20 protein-coding genes are annotated in these 21,478 nt (G+C 71.8%); 14 read left to right on the top strand and 6 right to left on the bottom strand.

The features are described from left to right. The first annotated feature begins 81 nt into the window (after window positions 1-81). Complete coding sequence (locus BM076_RS17940) at window positions 82-513, top strand: Hsp20/alpha crystallin family protein (RefSeq protein WP_093714564.1); 432 nt, start codon at window positions 82-84, stop codon at window positions 511-513. 50 nt (window positions 514-563) lie between these two features. On the opposite strand, the gene BM076_RS17935 is transcribed toward BM076_RS17940, so the two are convergent. Next, a complete protein-coding gene (locus BM076_RS17935; RefSeq protein ID WP_093714563.1) occupies window positions 564-2,360 on the bottom strand; it encodes an AMP-dependent synthetase/ligase in 1,797 nt (598 codons plus the stop codon). A 245-nt stretch (window positions 2,361-2,605) separates the two neighbouring features. On the opposite strand from BM076_RS17935, the gene BM076_RS17930 reads away from it, so the two are divergent. The 6 genes from BM076_RS17930 (at window position 2,606) to BM076_RS17905 (ending at window position 7,485) form a co-directional block, all read left to right on the top strand. Continuing rightward, a complete protein-coding gene (locus tag BM076_RS17930; protein WP_093714562.1) occupies window positions 2,606-3,367 on the top strand; it encodes a metallophosphoesterase family protein in 762 nt (253 codons plus the stop codon). A gap of 91 nt (window positions 3,368-3,458) precedes the next feature. Beyond that, a complete protein-coding gene (locus tag BM076_RS17925; RefSeq protein ID WP_093714561.1) occupies window positions 3,459-3,965 on the top strand; it encodes an SRPBCC family protein in 507 nt (168 codons plus the stop codon). Window positions 3,966-3,970: 5 nt separating this feature from the next. Next, window positions 3,971-5,254 (top strand): ArsA family ATPase, encoded by a 1,284-nt coding sequence (locus BM076_RS17920; RefSeq protein WP_093714560.1) that lies wholly within the window; start codon window positions 3,971-3,973, stop codon window positions 5,252-5,254. A gap of 65 nt (window positions 5,255-5,319) precedes the next feature. Further along, window positions 5,320-5,712: a DUF5304 family protein gene (locus tag BM076_RS17915; protein ID WP_093714559.1), complete on the top strand. Its 393-nt coding sequence runs from the start codon at window positions 5,320-5,322 to the stop codon at window positions 5,710-5,712. Between the two features lie 55 nt (window positions 5,713-5,767). After that, complete coding sequence (locus BM076_RS17910) at window positions 5,768-6,709, top strand: ROK family glucokinase (protein ID WP_093714558.1); 942 nt, start codon at window positions 5,768-5,770, stop codon at window positions 6,707-6,709. Window positions 6,710-6,714: 5 nt separating this feature from the next. Then, complete coding sequence (locus BM076_RS17905; RefSeq protein WP_093714557.1) at window positions 6,715-7,485, top strand: endonuclease/exonuclease/phosphatase family protein; 771 nt, start codon at window positions 6,715-6,717, stop codon at window positions 7,483-7,485. Between the two features lie 35 nt (window positions 7,486-7,520). On the opposite strand, the gene BM076_RS17900 is transcribed toward BM076_RS17905, so the two are convergent. Together BM076_RS17900 and BM076_RS17895 are read right to left on the bottom strand one after the other, a co-directional pair. Further along, window positions 7,521-8,156 carry a hypothetical protein gene (locus BM076_RS17900; protein ID WP_093714556.1) on the bottom strand — a complete coding sequence of 212 codons (636 nt, stop codon included), beginning with the start codon at window positions 8,154-8,156 and terminating at the stop codon, window positions 7,521-7,523. Then, entirely contained in the window at window positions 8,149-8,967 is an 819-nt protein-coding gene (locus BM076_RS17895) for an alpha/beta hydrolase (protein ID WP_093714555.1), read from the bottom strand. Before BM076_RS17895 ends, BM076_RS17900 begins: the two co-directional genes overlap by 8 nt. Before the next feature lie 210 nt (window positions 8,968-9,177). Between BM076_RS17895 and BM076_RS17890 the strand changes: the two genes are divergently transcribed. The 5 genes from BM076_RS17890 to BM076_RS17870 all read left to right on the top strand — a co-directional run bounded on the left by BM076_RS17890 (window position 9,178) and on the right by BM076_RS17870 (window position 13,948). Then, the gene (locus tag BM076_RS17890; RefSeq protein WP_245796119.1) at window positions 9,178-10,026 is read left to right on the top strand and encodes a lysophospholipid acyltransferase family protein; all 849 of its coding nucleotides are present in this window, start codon (window positions 9,178-9,180) and stop codon (window positions 10,024-10,026) included. Between the two features lie 76 nt (window positions 10,027-10,102). Beyond that, window positions 10,103-11,377, top strand: coding sequence for a MacS family sensor histidine kinase (gene macS / locus BM076_RS17885; RefSeq protein ID WP_407640670.1), 1,275 nt, complete (start codon window positions 10,103-10,105; stop codon window positions 11,375-11,377). Continuing rightward, window positions 11,374-12,066: a response regulator gene (locus tag BM076_RS17880; RefSeq protein WP_093714554.1), complete on the top strand. Its 693-nt coding sequence runs from the start codon at window positions 11,374-11,376 to the stop codon at window positions 12,064-12,066. Before macS ends, BM076_RS17880 begins: the two co-directional genes overlap by 4 nt. A gap of 72 nt (window positions 12,067-12,138) precedes the next feature. Beyond that, window positions 12,139-13,167: a 6-phosphofructokinase gene (locus BM076_RS17875; protein ID WP_093714553.1), complete on the top strand. Its 1,029-nt coding sequence runs from the start codon at window positions 12,139-12,141 to the stop codon at window positions 13,165-13,167. 178 nt (window positions 13,168-13,345) lie between these two features. After that, a complete protein-coding gene (locus BM076_RS17870) occupies window positions 13,346-13,948 on the top strand; it encodes a uridine kinase family protein (protein WP_093714552.1) in 603 nt (200 codons plus the stop codon). 23 nt (window positions 13,949-13,971) lie between these two features. Here BM076_RS17870 and BM076_RS17865 read toward each other — a convergent pair whose 3' ends face one another. Both BM076_RS17865 and BM076_RS17860 read right to left on the bottom strand, forming a co-directional pair. Beyond that, window positions 13,972-15,900 carry an anthranilate synthase family protein gene (locus BM076_RS17865; RefSeq protein ID WP_093714551.1) on the bottom strand — a complete coding sequence of 643 codons (1,929 nt, stop codon included), beginning with the start codon at window positions 15,898-15,900 and terminating at the stop codon, window positions 13,972-13,974. 205 nt (window positions 15,901-16,105) lie between these two features. Continuing rightward, the gene (locus BM076_RS17860; RefSeq protein ID WP_245796124.1) at window positions 16,106-18,871 is read right to left on the bottom strand and encodes an N-acetylmuramoyl-L-alanine amidase; all 2,766 of its coding nucleotides are present in this window, start codon (window positions 18,869-18,871) and stop codon (window positions 16,106-16,108) included. 280 nt (window positions 18,872-19,151) lie between these two features. On the opposite strand from BM076_RS17860, the gene BM076_RS17855 reads away from it, so the two are divergent. Beyond that, window positions 19,152-20,501 carry a class II 3-deoxy-7-phosphoheptulonate synthase gene (locus BM076_RS17855; RefSeq protein ID WP_093714550.1) on the top strand — a complete coding sequence of 450 codons (1,350 nt, stop codon included), beginning with the start codon at window positions 19,152-19,154 and terminating at the stop codon, window positions 20,499-20,501. A gap of 135 nt (window positions 20,502-20,636) precedes the next feature. Further along, window positions 20,637-20,924 (top strand): (2Fe-2S)-binding protein, encoded by a 288-nt coding sequence (locus tag BM076_RS17850; protein ID WP_177246488.1) that lies wholly within the window; start codon window positions 20,637-20,639, stop codon window positions 20,922-20,924. Window positions 20,925-20,943: 19 nt separating this feature from the next. On the opposite strand, the gene bfr is transcribed toward BM076_RS17850, so the two are convergent. After that, window positions 20,944-21,423: a bacterioferritin gene (gene bfr, locus BM076_RS17845; RefSeq protein ID WP_093714549.1), complete on the bottom strand. Its 480-nt coding sequence runs from the start codon at window positions 21,421-21,423 to the stop codon at window positions 20,944-20,946. Window positions 21,424-21,478: the final 55 nt, after the last annotated feature.

Raw genomic sequence — 21,478 nt, 5'->3', positions numbered from 1 at the left:
CATCCATTGGATGACATGTTACAACAGTGTCCGTGAGGCGCATTGGCAGTAACTGCCTGAACCCACTGGAGGTGTATTCCGATGTTGATGCGCACCGACCCCTTCCGTGAACTGGACCGGCTGGCACAGCAGCTGACGAGTCCCGGGACGTGGACCCGCCCCTCGGCGATGCCGATGGACGCCTACCGCGAGGGTGACGAGTACGTGGTCGCCTTCGACCTCCCCGGCGTTCCCACCGACGCGATCGACGTCGACGTCGAGCGGAACATGCTCACGGTCAGGGCCGAGCGACGGCCCGCGGTCAAGGCCGACGACGTGCAGATGGAGCTGTCCGAGCGGCCGCTGGGTGTCTTCTCCCGGCAGCTCGTGCTCGCCGACACCCTCGACACCGAGCACATCAGGGCCGACTACGACGCGGGCGTGCTGACGCTGCGGATCCCGATCGCCGAGCGCGCCAAGCCCCGCAAGATCTCCATCGGCGCCGGCTCCGGCCGCAAGGAGATCATCGGCTGACCCCGGCCGCAGCAAGAAAGGCGTTGGCCGCCTGCCTCCCGGCCGGCGGCTCAGCGCTGGTAGAGGGCCTCGATCTCGTCCGCGAAGTCCTTCAGCACCACATTGCGCTTGAGCTTCAGCGACGGGGTGACGTGGCCGGACTCCTCGGTGAACTGGGTCGGCAGGATACGGAACTTGCGCACCGACTCGGCCTTGGAGACCGCCGCGTTGCCCTCGTCCACCGCGTGCTGCACCGCCGCGAGCAGCTCCGGGTCGGCCGCCAGCTCGGCGGCGGTGGCACCGGCCTTGCCGTGCTGCTCCGCCCAGTGCGGCAGGAATTCCTCGTCCAGCGTGATCAGCGCGGCCACGAACGGCTTCCCGTCGCCGACCACCATGCACTCGGCGACCAGCGCGTCCGCCCGGATCCGGTCCTCGATCACCGCGGGCGCGACATTCTTGCCGCCCGCCGTCACGATGATCTCCTTCTTGCGGCCGGTGATCGACAGATAGCCGTCCTCGTCCAGCGAGCCGAGGTCACCGGTGTGGAACCAGCCGTCGGAGACCGCCTCGGCGGTCGCCGCCTCGTTGTTCCAGTAGCCGGTGAACAGGTGCTCGCCGTGCAGCAGCACCTCGCCGTCGTCGGCGATCCGTACCGTCGAACCGGGCAGTGGCTGGCCGACCGTGCCGATCTTCGTACGGTCCCAGGGGTTGAAGGCGGTGGCCGCGCAGGACTCGGTCAGGCCGTAGCCCTCCAGCACCGTGAAGCCGATGCCGCGGTAGAAGTGGCCGAGCCGCTCGCCCAGCGGCGCGCCGCCGGAGATCGCGTGGGTGGCCCGGCCGCCGAGGACCGCGCGCAGCTTGCCGTAGACCAGCCGGTCGAAGACCTTGTGCGTCATGCGCAGCTTCAGCGACGGGCCGGCCGCGGAGTCCAGCGCCCGGCTGTACTCGATCGCGGTGGCCGCGGCCCGGTCGAAGATCCTGCCCTTGCCGCCGGCCTGCGCGGTCGCCCGCGCGGTGTTGTAGACCTTCTCGAAGACCCGCGGCACCCCGAGGATCATCGTCGGCCGGAACGAACCGAGGTCGTCCGTCAGATTCTTGATGTCCGGCACATGGCCGAGCCGGATCGGCGCCATCACCGCCGCGACCTCCACCAGCCGGCCGAAGACATGGGCCAGCGGCAGGAAGAGCAGCACCGAGGAGTCACCGGTGCGGAACAGCGGGCGCAGCCGCTCCACCACATTGCCGCACTCGGCGAAGAAGCTGCGGTGGCTGAGCACACAGCCCTTGGGACGGCCGGTGGTGCCCGAGGTGTAGACGATGGTCGCGGGGGAGTCGGCGCTCGCGCTCGCGCTGCGCTCGTCCACCACCGCGTCGGAGATGTCGGTGCCGGCCGAGACCAGCGCGTCCACCGCGCCGGTGTCGATCCGCCACAGGTGCTTGAGCTGCGGCAGCCGCTCCCGTACGGACTCCACCGCGCTCTCGTGCGGCTCGGACTCCACCACCACCGCGACGGCGCCGGAATCACCGAGGATCCACTCGATCTGCGACGCCGACGACGTCTCGTAGACCGGTACGGTCACCGCGCCCGCGCTCCACACCGCGAAGTCCAGCAGCGTCCACTCGTAACGGGTCCTGGACATCAGGGCCACCCGGTCGCCGGGCTGCACGCCCGAGGCGATCAGGCCCCTGGCCGCCGCCCGTACCTCGGCGAGGAAGGCCACGGCGCTGATGTCCTGCCACCGGCCGGCGGCGTCCTTGCGGGCGATGACGGCGGTGTCCGGGTGCCGGTCGGCGTTGCGGCGGATCAGATCCGTCAGATTGCCGTCCGCGGGGACCTCGTACAGGGCCGGAAGGCTGAACTCACGCAAGGCGGCTGCTCCTCATCGGTGCCACGGCGCACCCGGAGGGAAAGATGTGGACGGCCTGGACGTTACCCATCGGTAAAGCTCCGGCGGTAGGGGGGCAGTACAGATGTTTTCAGCATCACACACGCCGTGCACACGGATCACACACCGGGGGGAGCGGCTGGTGCTCCAACCCCAGGAACAGTAGTCCAGCCCGCGCGCGAGCCGCGGGTAACCCGCTCTGGCGTGCTCGGTTATAAAGTGTCGGCATGCGGGTCCATGTGGTCAGTGACGTCCACGGCGCCGCCGAGGCCCTGCGCCGTGCCGGGGAGGGCGCGGACGCCCTGATCTGCCTCGGCGACCTGGTGCTCTTCCTCGACTACGCCGACCACTCCCGCGGCATCTTCCCCGACCTGTTCGGCGTCGAGAACGCCGACCGCATGGTCGAGCTGCGCACCGCCCGCCGCTTCGACGAGGCCCGGGTGCTCGACCAGTCGCTGTGGGCCGGGCTCGACCGCCGCGGCACCATCGAATCGGCGGTCCGCAAGCAGTACGCCGAGCTGTTCGCCGCCTTCCCGACACCGACGTACGCCACCTACGGCAATGTCGACATCCCCGCCCTGTGGCCGGAGTACGCGGGCCCCGGCACCACCGTGCTGGACGGCGCGACCGCCGAGATCGGCGGCCGGGTCTTCGGCTTCGTCGGCGGCGGCCTGCGCACCGCGATGCGCACCCCGTACGAGATCGCCGAGGAGGAGTACGCGGCCAAGGTCGCCGCCCTCGGCCCGGTCGACGTGCTCTGCTCGCACATCCCGCCCGCCGTCCCCGAGCTGTGCTACGACACCACCGCCCGGCGCTTCGAGCGCGGCAGCGAGGCGCTGCTGGACGCCATCCGTACCGTACGGCCGACATTCGCGCTGTTCGGCCACGTCCACCAGCCGCTGGTGCCGCGGATGCGGATCGGCCGCACCGAATGCGTCAACGTCGGCCACTTCAACCACACCCGTACGCCCTGGGCGATGGAGTGGTGACACCGCGGGCGCGCAGCGGTGACGGCCGCCCGACCTGCACGCGGTAGCCTTCAGCAGCAATGGCACGCGACGTCCCGGAGGGGCCACGGCGATGGCGGAACACACGAAGTCGAGCATCACGATCGAGGCGGCCCCGGCCGCCGTCATGGGCGTCATCGCCGACTTCGGCCGTTACCCGGAATGGACCGGAGAGGTGAAGGAGGCGGAAGTCCTCGCCACCGACGCCGAGGGCCGCGCGGAACAGGTACGGCTGCTGCTCGACGCCGGCGCCATCAAGGACGACCACACCCTGGCCTACACCTGGATCAGCGCCAACGAGGTGCGCTGGTCGCTGGTCAAGTCGCAGATGCTGCGCACCCTCGACGGCTCCTACGCGCTCGCGCCGCGCGACGGCGGGACGCGCACCGAGGTGACGTACCAGCTCACCGTGGACGTCAAGATCCCGATGCTCGGCATGATCAAGCGCAAGGCGGAGAAGGTCATCATCGACCGGGCGCTCGCGGGCCTGAAGAAGCGCGTGGAATCCGGCGACGCGGGGAGCGCGGACGACGCGGCGCCGGAAGGCGCCGCCACCGCCACACCGGACGACCCGGCCTGAACCGGATGTCCCCGCACGGCCCCGAAGGCGCCGCCGCGCCCCGCACCCTGCTGGTCACCGGCCACGGCGGCGCGGGCCGCAGCACCGTGGCGACGGCGACCGCCGTGGCCGCCGCCCGCTCCGGCGTCCGCACCGTCCTGCTGACCGGCGACCGCGCGGACATCGCCGCCCTGCTGCCGCTGGCCCCCGCGCCGGAGGCGGCGGGACCGCTGTCCGGCTCCGCCGCGCTCGGCCGCCCCGAGGCCGTGGACGGCGTACCGCACCTGCGGGTCGCCGCCGTCGACACGGCCGCCTCCTTCCGGGCCGCCACCCTCGACCTCCAGCAGCGGATCGGCACCCTGCTCGACCTGCTCGGCGCGGCCCCGCTGGACCCGGAGGAGCTGACCGACGTCCCCGGCGCCGACGCGCTCGCGCTGCTGCGCGCGCTGCGCGACGTGCACACCGTCGGCCACGACGACCGGCCGCCGTGGGACCTGGTCGTCGTCGACCTGCCGCCGGTCCGCGAGGCCGTCGCGCTGCTCGCCCTGCCCGAGCAACTGCGCCGCTACCTGCGCCGGCTGCTGCCCGCCGACCGGCAGGCGGCCCGCGCGCTGCGGCCGGTGCTCGCCCAGCTCGCCGGCGTACCGATGCCCGCCGAGTGGGCGTACGAGGCCGCCGCCCGCGCCGACCGCGAACTGTCCGCCGTCCAGGCGGTGATCGAACACACCGGGACGAGCGTCGCACTGGTCGTGGAGCCTGGCCCGCGGGCCGAGCGGGTGCTGACCGACGCCAGGGCCGGGCTCGCCCTGTTCGGACACCGGCTGACGGCCGTCGCCGCCAACCGGCTGCTGCCCACCGGCTCCGCCGACCCCTTCCTCGCCGGGCTCGCCGCCCGCCAGCAGGACCACCTCAAGGCGGTCGCCGAGCCGTGCGCGGCCGACGGGGTGGCGCTGCGGGAACTGCCGCACCTGGGCGCGGAGCCGTACGGGGCGGCGGAGTTGGCGCCGCTCGCCCTGGACCCGGGCGTGCCAGAAGAGGGTGCCGACGGTGTCCGCCCCGACCCCTGGACCGTCGAGGACCTGCTCGCCGACGAGGGCCACTTCGTCTGGTCCCTGCCGCTGCCCGGCGCCTCCCGCGACGGTCTCGACCTGGTCAGGCACGGGGACGAACTCGTCGTGGACGCGGGCGGCTTCCGGCGGATCGTGCCGCTGCCGTCGGCCCTGCGCCGCTGCACCGTCTCCGGCGCGGCGCTGCGCGACGGCGCCCTGCGCGTACGGTTCACGCCCGATCCCGCGCTCTGGCCGCGCTGAGGCGTTCCTCGGGTACCGTCGAGGGAACCGCGCAAAAAGCCCGGACCGCCCCTTGGGAGCCCAACATGAGCGAATCCACGGAACGCCCCGACGCCGACGCGTGGGCGAAGGCCAGCGCCGAGGACATCGCGGCCGAGCACGCCAGACGGCGCGAGCAGGCCGGGCAGGGCGTGGGCAGCGCCGCGGACGAATGGCGCCGTCTCGCCGAGGCCGTCACGGACAAACTGGCGGGTCTGCGGAACCCCGCGGTACAGCTCGCCGCCCAGGGCGTCATCTCCCAGGTGCGTTCAGTTGTCGAACCCATCAAGGACCGCAATCCCGATGTGTTCGATCATCTGTCGGCCGCGGGAGCCGAACTGCTGGCCGCATACCGGTCCGCGGTGGCCCAGCACGAGTCCGGCTGGACGGGCGAGGACCGGTCGCCGAGTTCACCGACTGAACACATCGACCTCGACTGAGCCTCCCTCCGGTACGGTTCTCCTAAGCGGGGATCGACCGAAAACTGAGGGACACATGGGACTCACCATCGGCGTCGACATCGGCGGCACCAAAATCGCGGCCGGCGTGGTCGACGAGGAAGGCTCGATTCTTGAGACCGTGAAGGTGCCCACGCCGCCGACTCCCGAAGGCGTCGTGGACGCGATCGTGGACGCGGTGCGCCAGGTCAGCACCGGTCACCAGATCGAGGCCGTCGGCATCGGCGCCGCCGGCTACGTCGACGACAAGCGGGCCACGGTTCTCTTCGCTCCCAACATCAACTGGCGGCACGAGGCACTGAAGGACAAGGTCGAGCAGCGCGTCGAACTCCCCGTGGTCGTGGAGAACGACGCCAACGCGGCGGCCTGGGGCGAATACCGGTTCGGTGCCGGGCAGGGCCATTCCGATGTGATCTGCATCACGCTCGGCACCGGTCTCGGCGGCGGCATCATCATCGGCAACAAGCTGCGGCGCGGCCGGTTCGGCGTCGCGGCCGAGTTCGGGCACATCCGGGTCGTGCCGGACGGCCTGCTGTGCGGCTGCGGCTCCCAGGGCTGCTGGGAGCAGTACGCCTCGGGCCGCGCGCTCGTCCGCTACGCCAAGCAGCGGGCCAACGCGACCCCGGAGAACGCGGAAGTGCTGCTCGCCCTCGGCGACGGCACGGTCGACGGCATCGAGGGCCGGCACATCAGCGCCGCCGCCCGCCAGGGCGACCCCGTCGCCACCGACTCCTTCCGCGAACTGGCCCGCTGGGCCGGGGCCGGTCTCGCCGACCTGGCCTCGCTCTTCGACCCGTCGGCGTTCATCGTCGGGGGCGGCGTCTCGGACGAGGGCGAACTCGTCCTCGACCCGATCCGCAAGTCCTTCCGGCGCTGGCTGATCGGCGGCGAGTGGCGTCCGCACGCCCAGGTGCTGGCCGCGCAGCTCGGCGGCAAGGCAGGACTGGTCGGCGCGGCCGACCTGGCACGACAGGGCTGAACACCATGACAGTGGAGGATCTGCCGAGTTCCGCCACCGAGCCGGGGGGCTCGGCGGTCGTCCGCGTGCTCAGCTACAACATCCGTTCCATGCGGGACGACACGGCGGCGCTGGCCCGGGTGATCCGTGCCTGCGCCCCCGACCTCGTCCTGATCCAGGAGGCACCGCGGTTCTTCCGCTGGCGCAAGGCCGCGGCCCGCCTCGCACAGGAGTCCGGCCTGGTGTACGTGACCGGCGGCGCGACCTGTGCCGGACCGATGATCCTGTCCTCGCTGCGCGCCCATGTGGAGCGCACCGAGGACCTGCTGATGCCGCACCACCCGGGGCTGCACCAGCGCGGTTTCGCCACCGCCGTGCTCCGGTACGGCGGTGCCCGCCTCGCCGCGGTCTCCACCCACCTCAGCCTGTCGCCCGGCGAGCGCCGGCAGCAGGCGGGCCTGACGCTGGACCGGGTCGCCGCGATGGGCGAGCCGTACGTCGTGCTCGGCGGCGACTTCAACGAGCCGCCGGAGCGGCCGGGCTTCGGCCGGATCGCCGCCGTCCTCCAGGACGGCTTCGCCACCAAGCCGTGGGGCGGCGAGGTCACCAACCAGCGGCCGCCCTACCAGCGGATCGACGCGGTCTTCGCGACGCCCGGCATCGAGGTGCTGGGCTGCGGGGTGCCGCTGGGACTGCCCGGGATCAGCGAGGCCGATCTGCACACCGCGACCGACCACATGCCGGTCCTGGCCGCCCTCCGCGTCCCGGCCGCCGCGCCGGCGGCCGAGGACGCGTAGGCACGCGCGAGGATTTGTAGAAGAGGCCAGGCGGCTCAGACGACCGCGCCGCCGCCCGGCAGGTCGTCGTCCTCGTCCTCACCCGTGCGCATCCGCGCCACCAGCGTGCCGAACCCGCCCAGGAAACCGCCGACGCCCACGGTGATCGCCCACCAGGTCAGCTCGATCTGGAGCAGGACGAACACGATCAGCAGCAGCGGCCCGCCCAGCACCGCGATCCAGGCGAATTTCGTCGTCACATCGGCGTCCGGCAGCGGCGGCGGCTCGGGCGGCACGAAATGCGCGTCCTCGTCGTCGTCGGCCAGTTCGAAGTCGCGCGGACCCTGGATGACCGGGTGGATGACGATGCTGCGGTGGGAACCGGGCAGCGGCGGCCGGGGGACCGCCTTGCCGTCCGGCTCCGCGCCCGGGTCGGCGTCGGGGTCGCCCGAACCGTCGCCGGAAGCATCTGCCGAACCGTCTCCCGACCCGTTGCCCGTACCCTTCGCGGCGCCCGCGCCGCGGCGCGGCTCCGGCACGTTCTCCGAGTCCGGCCAGACCTGCGCCGCGCCCGGCTCCGGCTCGTCGTCGTAGCCGGCGACGAGCGCCGCCCAGGCCGCCTCCTCGTCGAGCGGCGGACGGGCGGGCTCCTCCTCCTGCGGAGCGGTGCCCTCGTCCTCGCGGTCAGCCACCGGCCGTACCCCCCGCCACCTCGTCGCCCGCGCCCGCGGCCGTACCGGCGCCGGCACCGGCGGCCGGCCGGGACAGCCGCTCGATGAAGCCGTACGACTCCGCGAAGATCCGCTCGGCGTCGTGGTCGAGCGTCGCGACGTGGTAACTGCGCTCCAGCACGTGCTCGGTGACGTCGGTGGAGGAGATCCTGGACAGCACCGCCGCCGAATTGGACGGGTGCACCACATGGTCGACCTTGCTGTGCAGCAGCAGCACCGGCTGCGTGACCTGCGGCAGCCCCGCGTGCACGGTCCGCCACAGCTTGCTCAGCGAGTGCACGGCGCGCAGCGGCGTCCGGTCGTAGCCGGTCTCCGAACTGCCCTCCAGCGCGATGTCGCTGGCGATGCCCGCCACCGACGGCACCACGTGCTTGAGCAGCGGTATGGCCTTGAGCTGGACGCTGTCCGCCTTGACCGACGGATTGACCAGCACGATGCCGCTGATCGCGGCGCCGTGCTTCTGCGCCAGCCGCAGCGTCAGGGTGCCGCCCATCGACAGACCGCAGACGAACACCTGCGAGCAGCGGTCGGACAGCGACCGCAGCTCGCGGTCGACCTCGGCGTACCAGTCCTGCCAGCCGGTGAGCTGCATGTCCTGCCAGCGGGTGCCGTGACCGGGCAGCAGCGGGACGGAGACGGTGAGGCCGCGGGCGGCCAGATACTCGGCCCACGGGCGCATGGACTGCGGTGTGCCGGTGAATCCGTGACAGATCAGGACGCCGATCTCGCCGCCGTCATGGCGGTACGGTTCGGCTCCGGGCATGAGCGGCACCGTGGGTCTCCTGTTCGAGGGCGCGATCTCGGGGAAAACGCGACTGGCACGAAGGGTGGAGACTTCAGCGTACGCGGCCCCGATACCAAGCGGTAAGCCCCGTCGGCGGCAACCGGTGACCGGCGCGGCGGAGCCGGTCGGGGGCGCGTGCGGGAGAGACCGCGCCCGACTGGCGTTAAGGTCTTCCCGTCGGATACAGGAGGTCCTCGGTTGTTCTACGGTGCGATGAAGATCGCCATCGGCTCGCCGCTCAAGGCTGCCTTCCGCCCGTGGGTGGAGGGCCTGGAGAACATCCCCCGGGAGGGGCCGGCGATCCTGGCGAGCAACCACCTGTCCTTCTCGGACTCCTTCTTCCTGCCCGCGATGCTGGACCGCAAGGTCACCTTCATCGCGAAGGCCGAGTACTTCACCTCGCCCGGGATCAAGGGCAAGCTGACGGCCGCCTTCTTCAAGGGCGTCGGCCAGCTCCCGGTGGACCGCTCGGGCGCGCGCGGGGCGGGCGAGGCGGCGATCAAGAGCGGCCTGGCGGTGCTGGAGCGCGGCGAACTCTTCGGCATCTACCCCGAGGGCACCCGCTCGCCCGACGGCCGGCTCTACCGCGGCAAGCCGGGCGGCCTGGCCCGGGTCGCGCTGGCCAGCGGCGCCCCGGTGATCCCGGTCGCCATGATCGACACCGAGAAGGTGCAGCCGGTCGGCCAGGTGATGCCCAAGCTGTCGATCCGGCCCGGCATCCGGATCGGCACCCCCCTGGACTTCAGCCGCTACCACGGCATGGAGGGCGACCGCTTCATCCTGCGCTCGGTCACCGACGAGGTGATGTACGAGATCATGAAGCTGTCCGGCCAGGAGTACGTGGACATCTACGCCACCGCCGCCAAGCGGCAGATCGCCGAGGCCGCCAAGCGCGCCGCCGAGCAGGAGAAGGCCGCGGGCCGCGGCTCGGACTCCGGCCCGGCCCAGGCGCCGCAGAGCGGCTCCGACGGTTCGGACGGCTCCGGCGGGGGAACCGGCGAGGGCGGTCCCGGCGACATAAAGCAGGAGCAGCCGGCCGGCCAGTGACCGGCCGGCCCGAGGGGCGGAGGGCGACGGGATGCCGGGCAAGCCTGGAAGACCGGGGAAACCGGGACGGCCGGGCATGCGCATGTCCGTCGAACAACCGCTCTGGCGCGCGCTGACCGCCTACCGCGTCCTGACCCTCGGCTACGCCCTCTCGCTGTACGCCTACGCCTACGACGACCTGCTGCACCCGCTGGGCGCCGGCGCGTACATGGCCGTCCTCACCGTATGGACGCTGTCCACCCTCGGCCGGGTGATGTCCGCCGAGCGCTGCACCAAGCGCTTCCTGGCGATCGACCTCACGGTCGCGATCACCGGTGTGCTGCTCACCGCCGTCGTGGACACCCAGCAGCGGATCGACGCGGGCTCCTTCACGCTGCCGTCGATATGGACCGCGGGCTCGGTGCTGGCCTTCGCCGTCAAGGGCGGCTGGCGGTGGGCCGCCGTCGCCTCAACGCTGGTGGCCGCCGCCGACCTGATCGAGCGCGGCACGCCCAGCCGCGACACCCTGCACAATGTGGTGCTGATCTGGGTGGCCAGCATCGCCATCGGCTACGTGGTGGAGGTCGCCCGCGCCAGTGAGCGCACCCTGGCCCGCGCCCTGCAGATCGAGGCCGCCACCCGGGAGCGCGAGCGGCTGGCCCGCGACATCCACGACGGTGTGCTCCAGGTGCTCGCCATGGTGCAGCGGCGCGGCAACCAGGCCGGGGGAGAGGCCGCGGAGCTGGGCCGGATGGCCGGCGAGCAGGAGGCCGCGCTGCGCACCCTGATCACCGGCGGCCCGCTGCCCGAGGCCCGCGGCGCCGACGACACCCTCGCGGCCGGACCGCACGACCTCACCACCCTGCTCGCGCCGTACGCCTCCGCGAGCGTCACGCTGTCCGCGCCCGGCACGCCCGTCCTGCTCGCACCGGACGCGGCGGCCGAGCTGACCGCGGCCGTGGGCGCCGCGCTGGACAATGTGCGGCGGCACGCGGGCGCGGGCGCGCACGCCTGGATCCTGGTCGAGGACGAACCGGACGCGGTGCTGGTCAGCGTCCGCGACGACGGACCGGGCATCGCCGAGGGGCGGCTGGCCGCCGCCGAGGACGAAGGGCGGCTCGGGGTCGCCCAGTCCATCCGCGGCCGGCTGCGGGACCTCGGCGGCACCGCCGTGGTGGACTCGGTGCCGGGGCAGGGAACCGAGGTGGAACTGCGGCTGCCGAGGCGGGCGGCGGACGCCCCGGCCGCACCGGAACCCGTACCCGCCGTCCCCGCCGTACCCGCCGACGCCGGGACAGCCGTACCCGCCGCCGGTGAAGCCGCCCGAGCCGTACCCGTACTCAGTGAAGCCGACGGAAGCAGGACCGCATGACCGACCAGCCCGCCCCGTCCGTGACCGTCATGGTGGTCGACGACCACCCCATGTGGCGCGACGCCGTGGCCCGCGACCTGTCCGACTCGGGCTTCACCGTGGTCGCCACCGCGGGCGACGGGCCCGAGGCGGTCCGCCGGGCCCGTGCCGCCCGCCCGCAGGTGATCGTCCTCGACCTCAATCTGCCCGGCGCTTCCGGCGTCGAGGTCTGCAAGCAGGTCATGTCCGACGACCCGGCCGTCCGCGTCCTGGTGCTGTCCGCGAGCGGCGAGCACGAGGACGTCCTGGAGGCGGTCAAGTCCGGCGCCACCGGCTATCTGCTGAAGTCCGCCGGCCGCGAGGAACTCGTCGACGCCGTCCGCAGGACCGCCGTCGGCGACCCCGTCTTCACCCCGGGCCTGGCCGGCCTCGTCCTCGGCGAATACCGCAGGCTGGCGACCGTGCCGCCGCCCGCGGCGGCCGAGGGCCCCGAGGCGCCCCGGCTCACCGACCGGGAGACCGAGGTGCTGCGTCTGGTCGCCAAGGGCCTGAGCTACAAGCAGATCGCCCAGCGGCTGGTCATCTCGCACCGCACCGTGCAGAACCACGTGCAGAACACCCTCGGCAAACTCCAGCTGCACAATCGCGTCGAGCTGGTCCGGTACGCGATCGAGGCCGGTCTTGACGGCGATCTGGACGGCGGCATGTGACCCAAGTCACGCTAGCGGTACCGGTGTTCGACACACCGGCGCTGTCTGGCTTTGTGACGAAGGGAAGAGTCCATGCGGGTCGGAGTTCTGACCGGCGGCGGTGACTGCCCAGGTCTCAACGCGGTCATTCGCGGCATCGTACGTAAAGGCGTCCAGGAGTACGGGTTCGAGTTCACCGGTTACCGGGACGGCTGGCGGGGGCCCCTCGAAGGGGATGTCGTGCCGCTCGACATTCCCGCCGTGCGCGGCATACTCCCGCGCGGCGGCACCATACTCGGGTCCTCGCGCACCAATCCGCTCAAGGTCGAGGGCGGCGTGGAACGCGTCCGGCGCACGCTCGCCGAGCAGGACGTGGACGCGCTCATCGTGATCGGCGGCGAGGACACCCTCGGGGTCGCCGCCACCCTGCACGACGAACACGGCGTCAAGGTCGTCGGCGTCCCCAAGACCATCGACAACGACCTCGACGCCACCGACTACACCTTCGGCTTCGACACGGCGGTCAACATCGCCACCGAGGCCATCGACCGGCTGCACACCACCGCCGAGTCGCACATGCGGGTCCTGGTCGTCGAGGTGATGGGCCGGCACGCGGGCTGGATCGCCCTGCACTCGGGCCTGGCCGGCGGCGCCAATGTCATCCTCATCCCGGAACAGCGCTTCGACCTCGACCAGGTGTGCGCCTGGGTGGAGAGCCGCTTCAAGATCCGTTACGCGCCGATCGTGGTGGTCGCCGAGGGGGCGATGCCCAAGGACGGCGACATGGTGCTCAAGGACGGCACGCTCGACTCCTTCGGCCACGTCAGGCTCTCCGGGATCGGCGAGTGGCTGGCCAACCAGATCGAGAAGCGCACCGGCAAGGAGGCCAGGACCACCGTCCTCGGCCACGTCCAGCGCGGCGGCACCCCCAGCGCCTTCGACCGCTGGCTGGCCACCCGCTTCGGTCTGCACGCCATCGAGGCGGTGCGCGACGGGGACTTCGGGAAGATGGTCTCGCTGCGCGGCACCGACGTCGTCAGGGTGCCGATCGCCGACGCCACGGCCCGGATCAAGACCGTCGATCCCCGGCTCTACGAGGAGGTCGGCGTCTTCTTCGGATAGCGGCCGGGACAACGCTCGGAACACCCGCTCGCACCACCGGGAATTCCTTTGCCCGTCGCTTGCCCGACACCGCTTGTCACCAGCGATCTCCGCGTCCTATCCTCCCGTCACCCGGCGTAGACAGTGTCTGGTCCGGCCGCTTCGTTTCCCCCCATTGAGCACATGAGGAGCGCCCGGTATGACGGGTGTGGCGAGCGGGCAGCAGGTGCCCGTACTGGCGGTCGCAGGTGGCACCGCATCCGGCAAGTCGACCCTTGCCGAAGAGCTGGTGCGGCACGACCCCGAGACCGTCGGTCTCATCCATCTCGACGACTTCTACGTCCCCGCGCACGACCCCGTGCGCGGGGTACGTACCCGCAGCGCGTCCGGCGCCGACACCCTCGACTGGAACCATCCGGGCTCCATCGACGAGGGGGCCGCCGTCGCGGCCGTCGACGCCCTCACCACCGGCGGGCTCTGCCGTCTCGTGGTCGTCGAGGGCCTGTTCGCCCTCACGCTCCCGGCCGTCGTCGCCCGCGCGACCTGGCGGGTGTACGTCGACACCCCCGACGACATCCGGCTCGCCCGCAAGATCCTCCGCAAGATCGACGTCCTCGGCCAGGACCCCGGCCTGTCGCTGCGCAACTACCTGCTCAGCGGGCGGGAGCGCCACGCGGAATACGTGGCGCCCTCCCGCGCCCGCGCCGACCTGGTCCTGGACGGTACGGCCTCGGCTGAGGTGATGCTCTCGGCGGTGCACATGCTGATGGCCGGCGCCCGGGCCCAGCCGCTCGCGGTCTGACCGTCAGCCTACCGTCACGACCGTCAGCCCACCGTCACGGTGGACAGCAGCTCCGCCACGAGCGCCGGCCCGTTCAGGGTCAGCACCGACTCGGGGTGGAACTGGACGCCCGCGAAGCCGGGGCCGCGCATCGCGTGGACGTCGCCCGTGTACGGGTCCCGGCTCAGGGTCACCTGGTGCATGGCCAGCTCCTCCACGGCGTGGGCGTCCGCCCGCGCCGTGAACGTGTTGTAGAAACCGACCGTCTCCGGCCGCCCGAAGAAGTCGACGCGCTCCTGGGCGCCCTGCGCGGGACGCGCCTTGCGGACGATGTCGAGACCCAGCTCGGCGGCGAGCAGTTCATGGCCGAGGCAGACGCCGAGGATGCCGTGCCGGTGCCCGGCGACGAGCTCGGCGGCCAGCCCCCGCAGCAGCCGCATCTTGGGATCGGCGGTGTCCGACGGGTCGCCGGGCCCGGGCCCGAGCACGACAGGACCCTCGTGCCCGAGGGCCGCCTCCCGCAGTCCGGGCTCGTCGAAGCGCCGTACGGTCACCGCGAGCCCGGCCGAGCGCAGCACATGCGCGAGCATCGCCGTGAAGGTGTCCTCGCCGTCGACCACCAGGGCGTGCGCGGTGGGCGCCGCGTCCGGCCGCGGGGACTGCATCCGCAGCCAGAACGGCGCCAGGTGCGCCCGCCGGGCGTCCAGCGCGGCCCGCACCCTGATGTCGTCGGCCAGCCTCGGCCGCGCCCCGCCGCCGGCACGGGCCGGGGCCGGCCGCACACCGAGCGCGGTGAGCACCCCGGCCGCCTTGGCGTGCGTCTCGGCGACCTCGGCGTCCGGCCGGGAGTGCCGTACGAGCGTCGCGCCGACCGGCACCTTCAGCTCACCGGCCGGGGAGATCTCCGCGGTACGGATCAGGATCGGCGAGTCCAGCGTCTGCGCGCCGCCCGCGTCCCGGCCGATCAGCGCCAGCGCGCCCGCGTAGTAGCCCCGCCCGCCGGGCTCGTAGCGCTCGATGACCCGGCAGGCGTTCTGCACCGGCGAACCGGTGACGGTCGCGGCGAACATCGTCTCGCGCAGCACGTCCCGCACGTCCATCGAGGAGCGCCCGCGCAACTCGTACTCGGTGTGCGCGAGATGCGCCATCTCCTTCAGCCGCGGGCCGACCACCACACCGCCGAGGTCACCGACGGTGCACATCATCTTCAGCTCCTCGTCCACCACCATCGTCAGCTCCTCGACCTCCTTCGGGTCGTGCAGGAACGCCAACAGGCCCTCGGCGGACGGCCCTTCGGCCGGATAGCGATAGGTGCCGCTGATCGGGTTCATCACCACCGTGCCCCCTGACATCCGCACATGCACCTCCGGGCTCGCGCCGACCAGGGTGCGCTCCGGGGTGTGCACCACATACGTCCAGTAGGCGCCGCGCTCGCCGCGCAGCAGCCGGGCGAACAGCGCCAGCGCCGTCTGCGGCCCGTGGCCGGGTACGGTGCCGCGGAAGGTCCGGCGGATCACGAAGTTGGCGCCCTCGCCGCGCCCGATCTCGTCCTCGATGACCCGCTCGACGATCCCCGCGTAGGTGTCGTCGTCGATGTCGAAGGCGCCGCCCTCGACCCGTACCTCCCGCTCCGGGAGCGCGGCCAGCAGCTCGGCGAGCGGCAGTTCGTACGACTCCTCGGGCCGCAGCACGGTCAGCGGGGTGCCGTCGTCGCGGACGTCGAAGCCGCGCTCGCGGATCTGCCGGTACGGGACGAGGGCGAGCGCGTCGGTGACCGCGGCGCTGCCGGCGGGCGGGCCCGCCGGCAGCGGGATGTCGGCGAGGAGTTCGACGCCGCCGACCGGACCGAGCAGCACCTCCACCACGTCCTCGGGACGGCCGGGCGTACGGCGGTGCAGCAGGGCGAACGGCGGGCAGCCGGGGGAGGCCAGTCGCTCGATCAGCGACTGGGGGCTGGGCGGGGTGACGTGCACGGCGGTTCCTTCCGGGCGGTGGAGCGGGGAAGGGGCGGCCGGCCCGGCGGGAGAACGCCGAAGGCCGCCCCTGGGGGCGGCCTTCGCGAAGTGTCGTGCGCGCGATCAGTGGGCCGCCGGAGGAGCGGTCCACCACCAGTTCTGGTTCAGCGACTGGTACATCGTCGGCGCGGTCATGCCGCCGACCCTATCGCACGACGGGTGGTCAGAACAGCAGGTTGTACGCGTTCCAGCCGGGGCCGATCTTCACCTTGGCGGCGAACGGACCGCCGGTCGCGGTGCCCCGGCCCTGGTAGTAGTACAGGTTGCCGGACGCGTCGCGGGCCACCACATCGCCCTTGCCGTCGTTGTTGAGGTCGCTGACCCCGACGATGGTGTTGTACGCGTTCCAGCCCGGGCCGATCTGCACCCGCTTGGCGTACGGGCTGGTGGCGCTGCCGGTGCCCGTGTACAGCCACAGCATGCCGGACGGTTCGCGGGCGATCAGGTCGGGCTTGCCGTCGCCGGTGATGTCGCCCGTGCTGATCAGCAGGTTGAACATGTTCCAGCCGGGGCCGATCTTCACCTTGGTGGCGAACGGCGCCGCCGGGTTCCCGGTGCCCTTGTAGAACCACAGGTTGCCGGAGCTGTCGCGGCCGATCAGATCGGCCTTGCCGTCCCCGTCGATGTCCCGGGCGCCGAGGATGATGTTGTAGACGTTCCAGCCGGGGCCGGTCTTCAGCCGCGTCTTGAACGGCCCGGACGGCTTGCCGCTGCCCTGGTAGTACCAGAGGTTGCCGGAGGTGTCGCGGGCCACCACGTCACCGGTGCCGTCCGCGCGCAGCGCGGTCATCGCGGTGATGGTGTTGTAGACGTTCCAGCCGGGGCCGACCTTGAACTTGCTGTAGAACGGGCCGGCCGCGCCGCCCGTGCCCTGGTACTGCCACAGGTTGCCGGAGCTGTCGCGGGCCAGCAGGTTGTAGCGGTTGGTGCCAGGGTCGGGCGCGGTGGTGGTGTGCAGCTGGACGTCGCTCGCCTTCACCCAGGCGATCCGGTGGTTGTAGCGGATCGGGTAGAAGACGTTCGAGGTGCCCGTGACCAGGGTGCGGTCACCGGGCGCGGTGCCGGCGAAGGTGCCCGCGTACCAGTAGTCGCCGGCCTTCTCCGGACCCGCCTGCGCGTACGCCTGGCCGGACGCCACGCTGTACTTGGTCAGCGACGCGTTGTTCTGCGACTGCACCGGCACGTTCGCCGGGTACGCGGCGTCCTCCGGATACGCCCGGCCGTAGACCGGGATCGAGGCGGCACCGGACTTCGGCGTGATCACACTGGTCGCCGGCAGCACCGAGGTGTACTGCCCGCCCGGGTTGTGGAACCACAGCTTCTTGCCGCCGTACCAGATCGCCGTCCAGTCCGTCTGCACCTGCGCGACGACGTACGCGCCGCCCGCCGGGACCTTGTTCGACCAGTTGGAGCCCTCGGTCGCCAGCACGCCGGTGCCGATGTACGGGTCGGTCGGCTGGCTCGCCGTGGTGGACGGGGAGTTGTACAGGTAGACGAAGTTCGCGGGCTGCGCCGCGACGGCCTTGCCGCCGCTGGTCAGCTTCGGCTCGTTCGCGGTGCTGTACGGCGGGACGATCCGCACCAGCTGGCCGGTCTTCACCGGGCCGCCCGCGCCGCCGGCGCCGTCCGGCTTGCCGAGCAGCGACATGTAGTGGTTCCAGTCCCAGAAGGGTCCCGGGTCCCAGTGCTGCGAGCTGACGTTGCTGTCCAGCACGCCCGGCACCTCGTCGTGGCCGATGATGTGCTCACGGTCCAGCGGGATGTCGAACTTCGCGGCCAGGTACTTCACCAGCGTCGCCGAGGACTGGTACTCCTGCTCGGAGACCCACTGGCCGTTCTTGATCGCGTAGCCCTCGTGCTCGATGCCGACCGAGTGCATGTTCACGGTCTTGTTGGCCGCGTGCCACGCCTCGTCCTTGGTCTGCACGGCCTGCGCGACCTGGCCCTGGCCGCCGACCACGTAGTGGGCGCTGGCGTACCGGGACACGTCCTTGAAGCTCGACAGGGTGCCCGCGAAGGTGCCCTCGGCGTCGTGGATGACGATGTAGCGGATTTCCTCGCCGTTGGCCGGGCGGTTCGACACGTTGTAGTTGCCGAAGTCGTCCGCGGCGGAACCGGCTTTGGCGTACCCGGCCGGGTCGAAGGTGCAGTGCAGCGCGGCGGGGCACTCCGGCGTCGGGGTGGCCGCGGTGCTCGCGTAAGCGGCCGTCACCGGCACCTTGGCGGGCTTGACGATCCGCACCGCCGGGTCGGCGGGCAGCGACAGCGTCTGGCCGTCGGCGGTGACCCGGGAGACGCCGGACCTCACCGAGCCGAGCACCCGCTCCGCGAAGAGCTGCGCGCCCTGGGTGTCGGTGGCCTGGCTGTAGCGGGCGATGCCCGCGTACCACTGGCCCGGGTCGGCCGGCAGCGAGCCGGTCGCCTCCTTCTCGTAATGCGCCAGCAGCGCGGCGCCCGCCCGGACGCTCTGCCGCCGGTCGGTCCTGACGTCCTCGGTGGAGGTGCCGGTGAGCTTGGCCGCCGCGTCCAGGGTGTGCAGCCGCGGGTCGTCGGTGTCGACCGCGGCCGGGTCCTTGGCCTTCAGCGCGCGGTTGGCGTTGAAGTGCTTGGTCACCGCCGGGTCGCCGCTGAGGTTCACCTCGGCGAGCCGGTCCGCCGTCGTCGGCGTCTCCAGGTCCGCCGGCTCGACCTGGGTCAGCCCCATGACGTTGTAGCCGCCGGTGGTGCTGGGCGCGCCGTCGTGCGCCTCCCACAGCGTCTGCTGGTACGAGACGGCCATCAGCACGCTCTGCGGGACCTTGAACTCCTCGGCCGCGGCGGCGAAGTCGCTCTGCAGCGCGGTGCTGGAGGTGGTCGCCTTCGCGTCCGTCGCGTCCCCGGACGACGGTGACGCGAGGGCGATGGTGCCGTAGGTGGCGACGGAGGCCAGCACGACGCCGGCCGCTCCGTAGGCGATGAGTGATTTCTTCCGGCGGTGTCTACGTGTCAACGCGCAGCCCTCGGTGATTTCGGCACGCGAGCGCGCGCCCTCCCCTTGGCGTGGGCCGATCGGCCCGCGCCCCATGTGAAAACGGACCGACGGTAGCAGCACATGGTTGTACGTGAGGCGCACGGGGTGGGCGTGGCGTGGCGGACGTTTTCCTTCCGGTTCCGTCTCACTTCATGAGCGCGGCGAAAAGCACGGTGCGCGACCCCGTAATGTGGGGCGCGTGACCGTGAACGCAGATATCCACGCCGGTGACAACACCTGGCATTCTCTTCCCGCGGCGCAGCAGCCCGAGTGGCCGGACTCCGAGGCTCTGCGCGATGTGATCGCCGACCTCGCCTCCTATCCGCCGCTCGTCTTCGCGGGGGAGTGCGACCAACTGCGCTCCCGGCTGGCCGCTGTGGCCAAGGGTGAGGCGTTCCTGCTCCAGGGCGGCGACTGCGCCGAGGCGTTCGACGCCGTCGGCGCCGACCAGATCCGCAACAAGCTGAAGACGCTGCTCCAGATGGGAGCGGTGCTCACGTACGCGGCCTCGGTGCCGGTGGTCAAGGTCGGCCGGATCGCCGGTCAGTACAGCAAGCCGCGCTCCAAGCCGACCGAGACCCGCGACGGGGTGACGCTGCCGACCTACCGCGGCGACTCGGTCAACGGCTTCGACTTCACCCCCGAGGCCCGGATCCCCGACCCGGAGCGGCTCAAGCGGATGTACCACGCGTCCGCCTCCACCCTGAACCTGGTGCGCGCCTTCACCACCGGCGGTTACGCCGACCTGCGCCAGGTGCACGCCTGGAACCAGGACTTCGTGAAGTCCTCGCCGTCCGGGCAGCGGTACGAGGCGCTGGCCCGCGAGATCGACAACGCGCTGAACTTCATGGCGGCCTGCGGCACCGACCCGGCCGAATTCCGCACCGTCGAGTTCTACGCCTCGCACGAGGCGCTGCTGCTCGACTACGAGACGGCGCTGACCCGTACCGACTCGCGGACCGGGCAGCTGTACGACGTGTCGGGACACATGGTGTGGATCGGCGAGCGGACCCGGCAGCTGGACGGGGCGCACATCGAGTTCGCCTCCCGGATCCGCAACCCGATCGGTGTGAAGCTCGGCCCCGGCACCTCGCCGGAGGAGGCGCTCTCCTACATCGAGCGGCTCGATCCGGACCGCGAGCCCGGCCGGCTCACCTTCATCGTGCGGATGGGCGCGGACAAGGTCCGGGACAAGCTGCCGACGCTGGTGGAGAAGGTCACCGCCTCGGGCGCGCAGGTCGCCTGGGTCTCCGACCCGATGCACGGCAACACCTTCGAGGCGGCCTCCGGGCACAAGACCCGGCGCTTCGACGACGTGCTCGACGAGGTCAAGGGCTTCTTCGAGGTGCACCACGCGCTGGGTACGCACCCGGGCGGCATCCATGTCGAGCTGACCGGTGACGACGTCACCGAGTGCGTCGGCGGCGGCGACGAGATCTTCGTGGACGACCTGCACCAGCGCTACGAGACGGCCTGCGACCCGCGGCTCAACCGCAGCCAGTCGCTCGACCTGGCCTTCCTGGTGGCCGAGATGTACCGCGGGCAGTAGCCGCGGACCCCTGCGGGGGGACGGAACGCGAGAGGGGCGCGGATCACATCGATCCGCGCCCCTCGGCGCTTTTCCCGGCCGCGGTCGCCGGGTAAGGTAAGGATAACCTCAGCTCCTGAGCCCCCCGGATCGGCGGTGACCCGCGTGTACGTCTGCTCCTGCTTCGGCATCACCGAACAGCAGGTCAAGCAGCACGCCGTCGACGGCCGCTGCACCCCGCGCCAGATCGCCTCCGCCTGCAAGGCGGGCACCGACTGCGGTTCCTGCGTCAAGCGCATCCAGGGCCTGCTCGGCCGCGGCGCCGCCCCCGCCCGCACCGCCCCGGCCGCCGCGCAGCGCCTTGCGGCGATGCCGGCGGCCGTCGCGGAGCCGGAGCGGGTGGTGGCCGAGACCGGGATCGCCGCCGAGGCCGAAGCGGCCTGAGTCTTGGGGGAAGCCGGGGTCAGGACTCCGGCTGCTCGATGAGCTGGGCGATGTACAGCGGCTCACCGAGCTTCTCGATCAGCTCCAGCTGCGTGTCCAGGTAGTCGATGTGGTGCTCCTCGTCCGCGAGGATCGACTCGAAGATGTTCTTCGACGTGGCGTCGCCCTTGGCGCGCATGACCTCGATGCCGCGCCGCAGGCGGTCGATCGCCTCGACCTCGACCTGCCGGTCCGCCTGGAACATCTCGGTGACCGTCTGGCCCACCCGGACGTGGAAGAGCCGCTGGTAGTTCGGCAGCCCGTCCAGGAAGAGGATCCGGTCGGTCAGGATCTCCGCGTGCTTCATCTCGTCGAACGACTCCGACCGGGTGTACTTCGCGAGCTTCACCCAGCCGAAGTTCTCCTGCATCTTCGCGTGCAGGAAGTACTGGTTGATCGCGGTCAGCTCGGCGGTCAGCTGTTCGTTGAGGAACTCGATGACCTCGGGGTCGCCCTGCATGGCAACGCCGCCCTTCCATTCGTTCGACAGGTTCGGCGCATCTTTGCACTGGTCG

Origin of the sequence: Actinacidiphila alni, from assembly GCF_900112845.1 — a bacterium.
Lineage (GTDB): Bacteria > Actinomycetota > Actinomycetes > Streptomycetales > Streptomycetaceae > Actinacidiphila > Actinacidiphila alni.
The sequence above is the reverse complement of the archived record's forward strand: the minus strand, read 5'-3'. Positions and strand labels throughout refer to the sequence as shown.

Excerpts from the sequence above, each read along its gene's own strand:
- BM076_RS17920 (WP_093714560.1), top strand. The coding sequence starts at position 3,971 with ATGTCCCCGCACGGCCCCGAAGGCGCCGCCGCGCCCCGCACCCTGCTG.
- BM076_RS17870 (WP_093714552.1), top strand. The coding sequence starts at position 13,346 with ATGACGGGTGTGGCGAGCGGGCAGCAGGTGCCCGTACTGGCGGTCGCA.
- BM076_RS17930 (WP_093714562.1), top strand. The coding sequence starts at position 2,606 with ATGCGGGTCCATGTGGTCAGTGACGTCCACGGCGCCGCCGAGGCCCTG.
- BM076_RS17940 (WP_093714564.1), top strand. The coding sequence starts at position 82 with ATGTTGATGCGCACCGACCCCTTCCGTGAACTGGACCGGCTGGCACAG.
- BM076_RS17905 (WP_093714557.1), top strand. The coding sequence starts at position 6,715 with ATGACAGTGGAGGATCTGCCGAGTTCCGCCACCGAGCCGGGGGGCTCG.
- BM076_RS17910 (WP_093714558.1), top strand. The coding sequence starts at position 5,768 with ATGGGACTCACCATCGGCGTCGACATCGGCGGCACCAAAATCGCGGCC.
- BM076_RS17915 (WP_093714559.1), top strand. The coding sequence starts at position 5,320 with ATGAGCGAATCCACGGAACGCCCCGACGCCGACGCGTGGGCGAAGGCC.
- macS (WP_407640670.1), top strand. The coding sequence starts at position 10,103 with ATGCGCATGTCCGTCGAACAACCGCTCTGGCGCGCGCTGACCGCCTAC.
- BM076_RS17925 (WP_093714561.1), top strand. The coding sequence starts at position 3,459 with ATGGCGGAACACACGAAGTCGAGCATCACGATCGAGGCGGCCCCGGCC.
- BM076_RS17880 (WP_093714554.1), top strand. The coding sequence starts at position 11,374 with ATGACCGACCAGCCCGCCCCGTCCGTGACCGTCATGGTGGTCGACGAC.
- bfr (WP_093714549.1), bottom strand. The coding sequence starts at position 21,423 with ATGCAGGGCGACCCCGAGGTCATCGAGTTCCTCAACGAACAGCTGACC.
- BM076_RS17875 (WP_093714553.1), top strand. The coding sequence starts at position 12,139 with ATGCGGGTCGGAGTTCTGACCGGCGGCGGTGACTGCCCAGGTCTCAAC.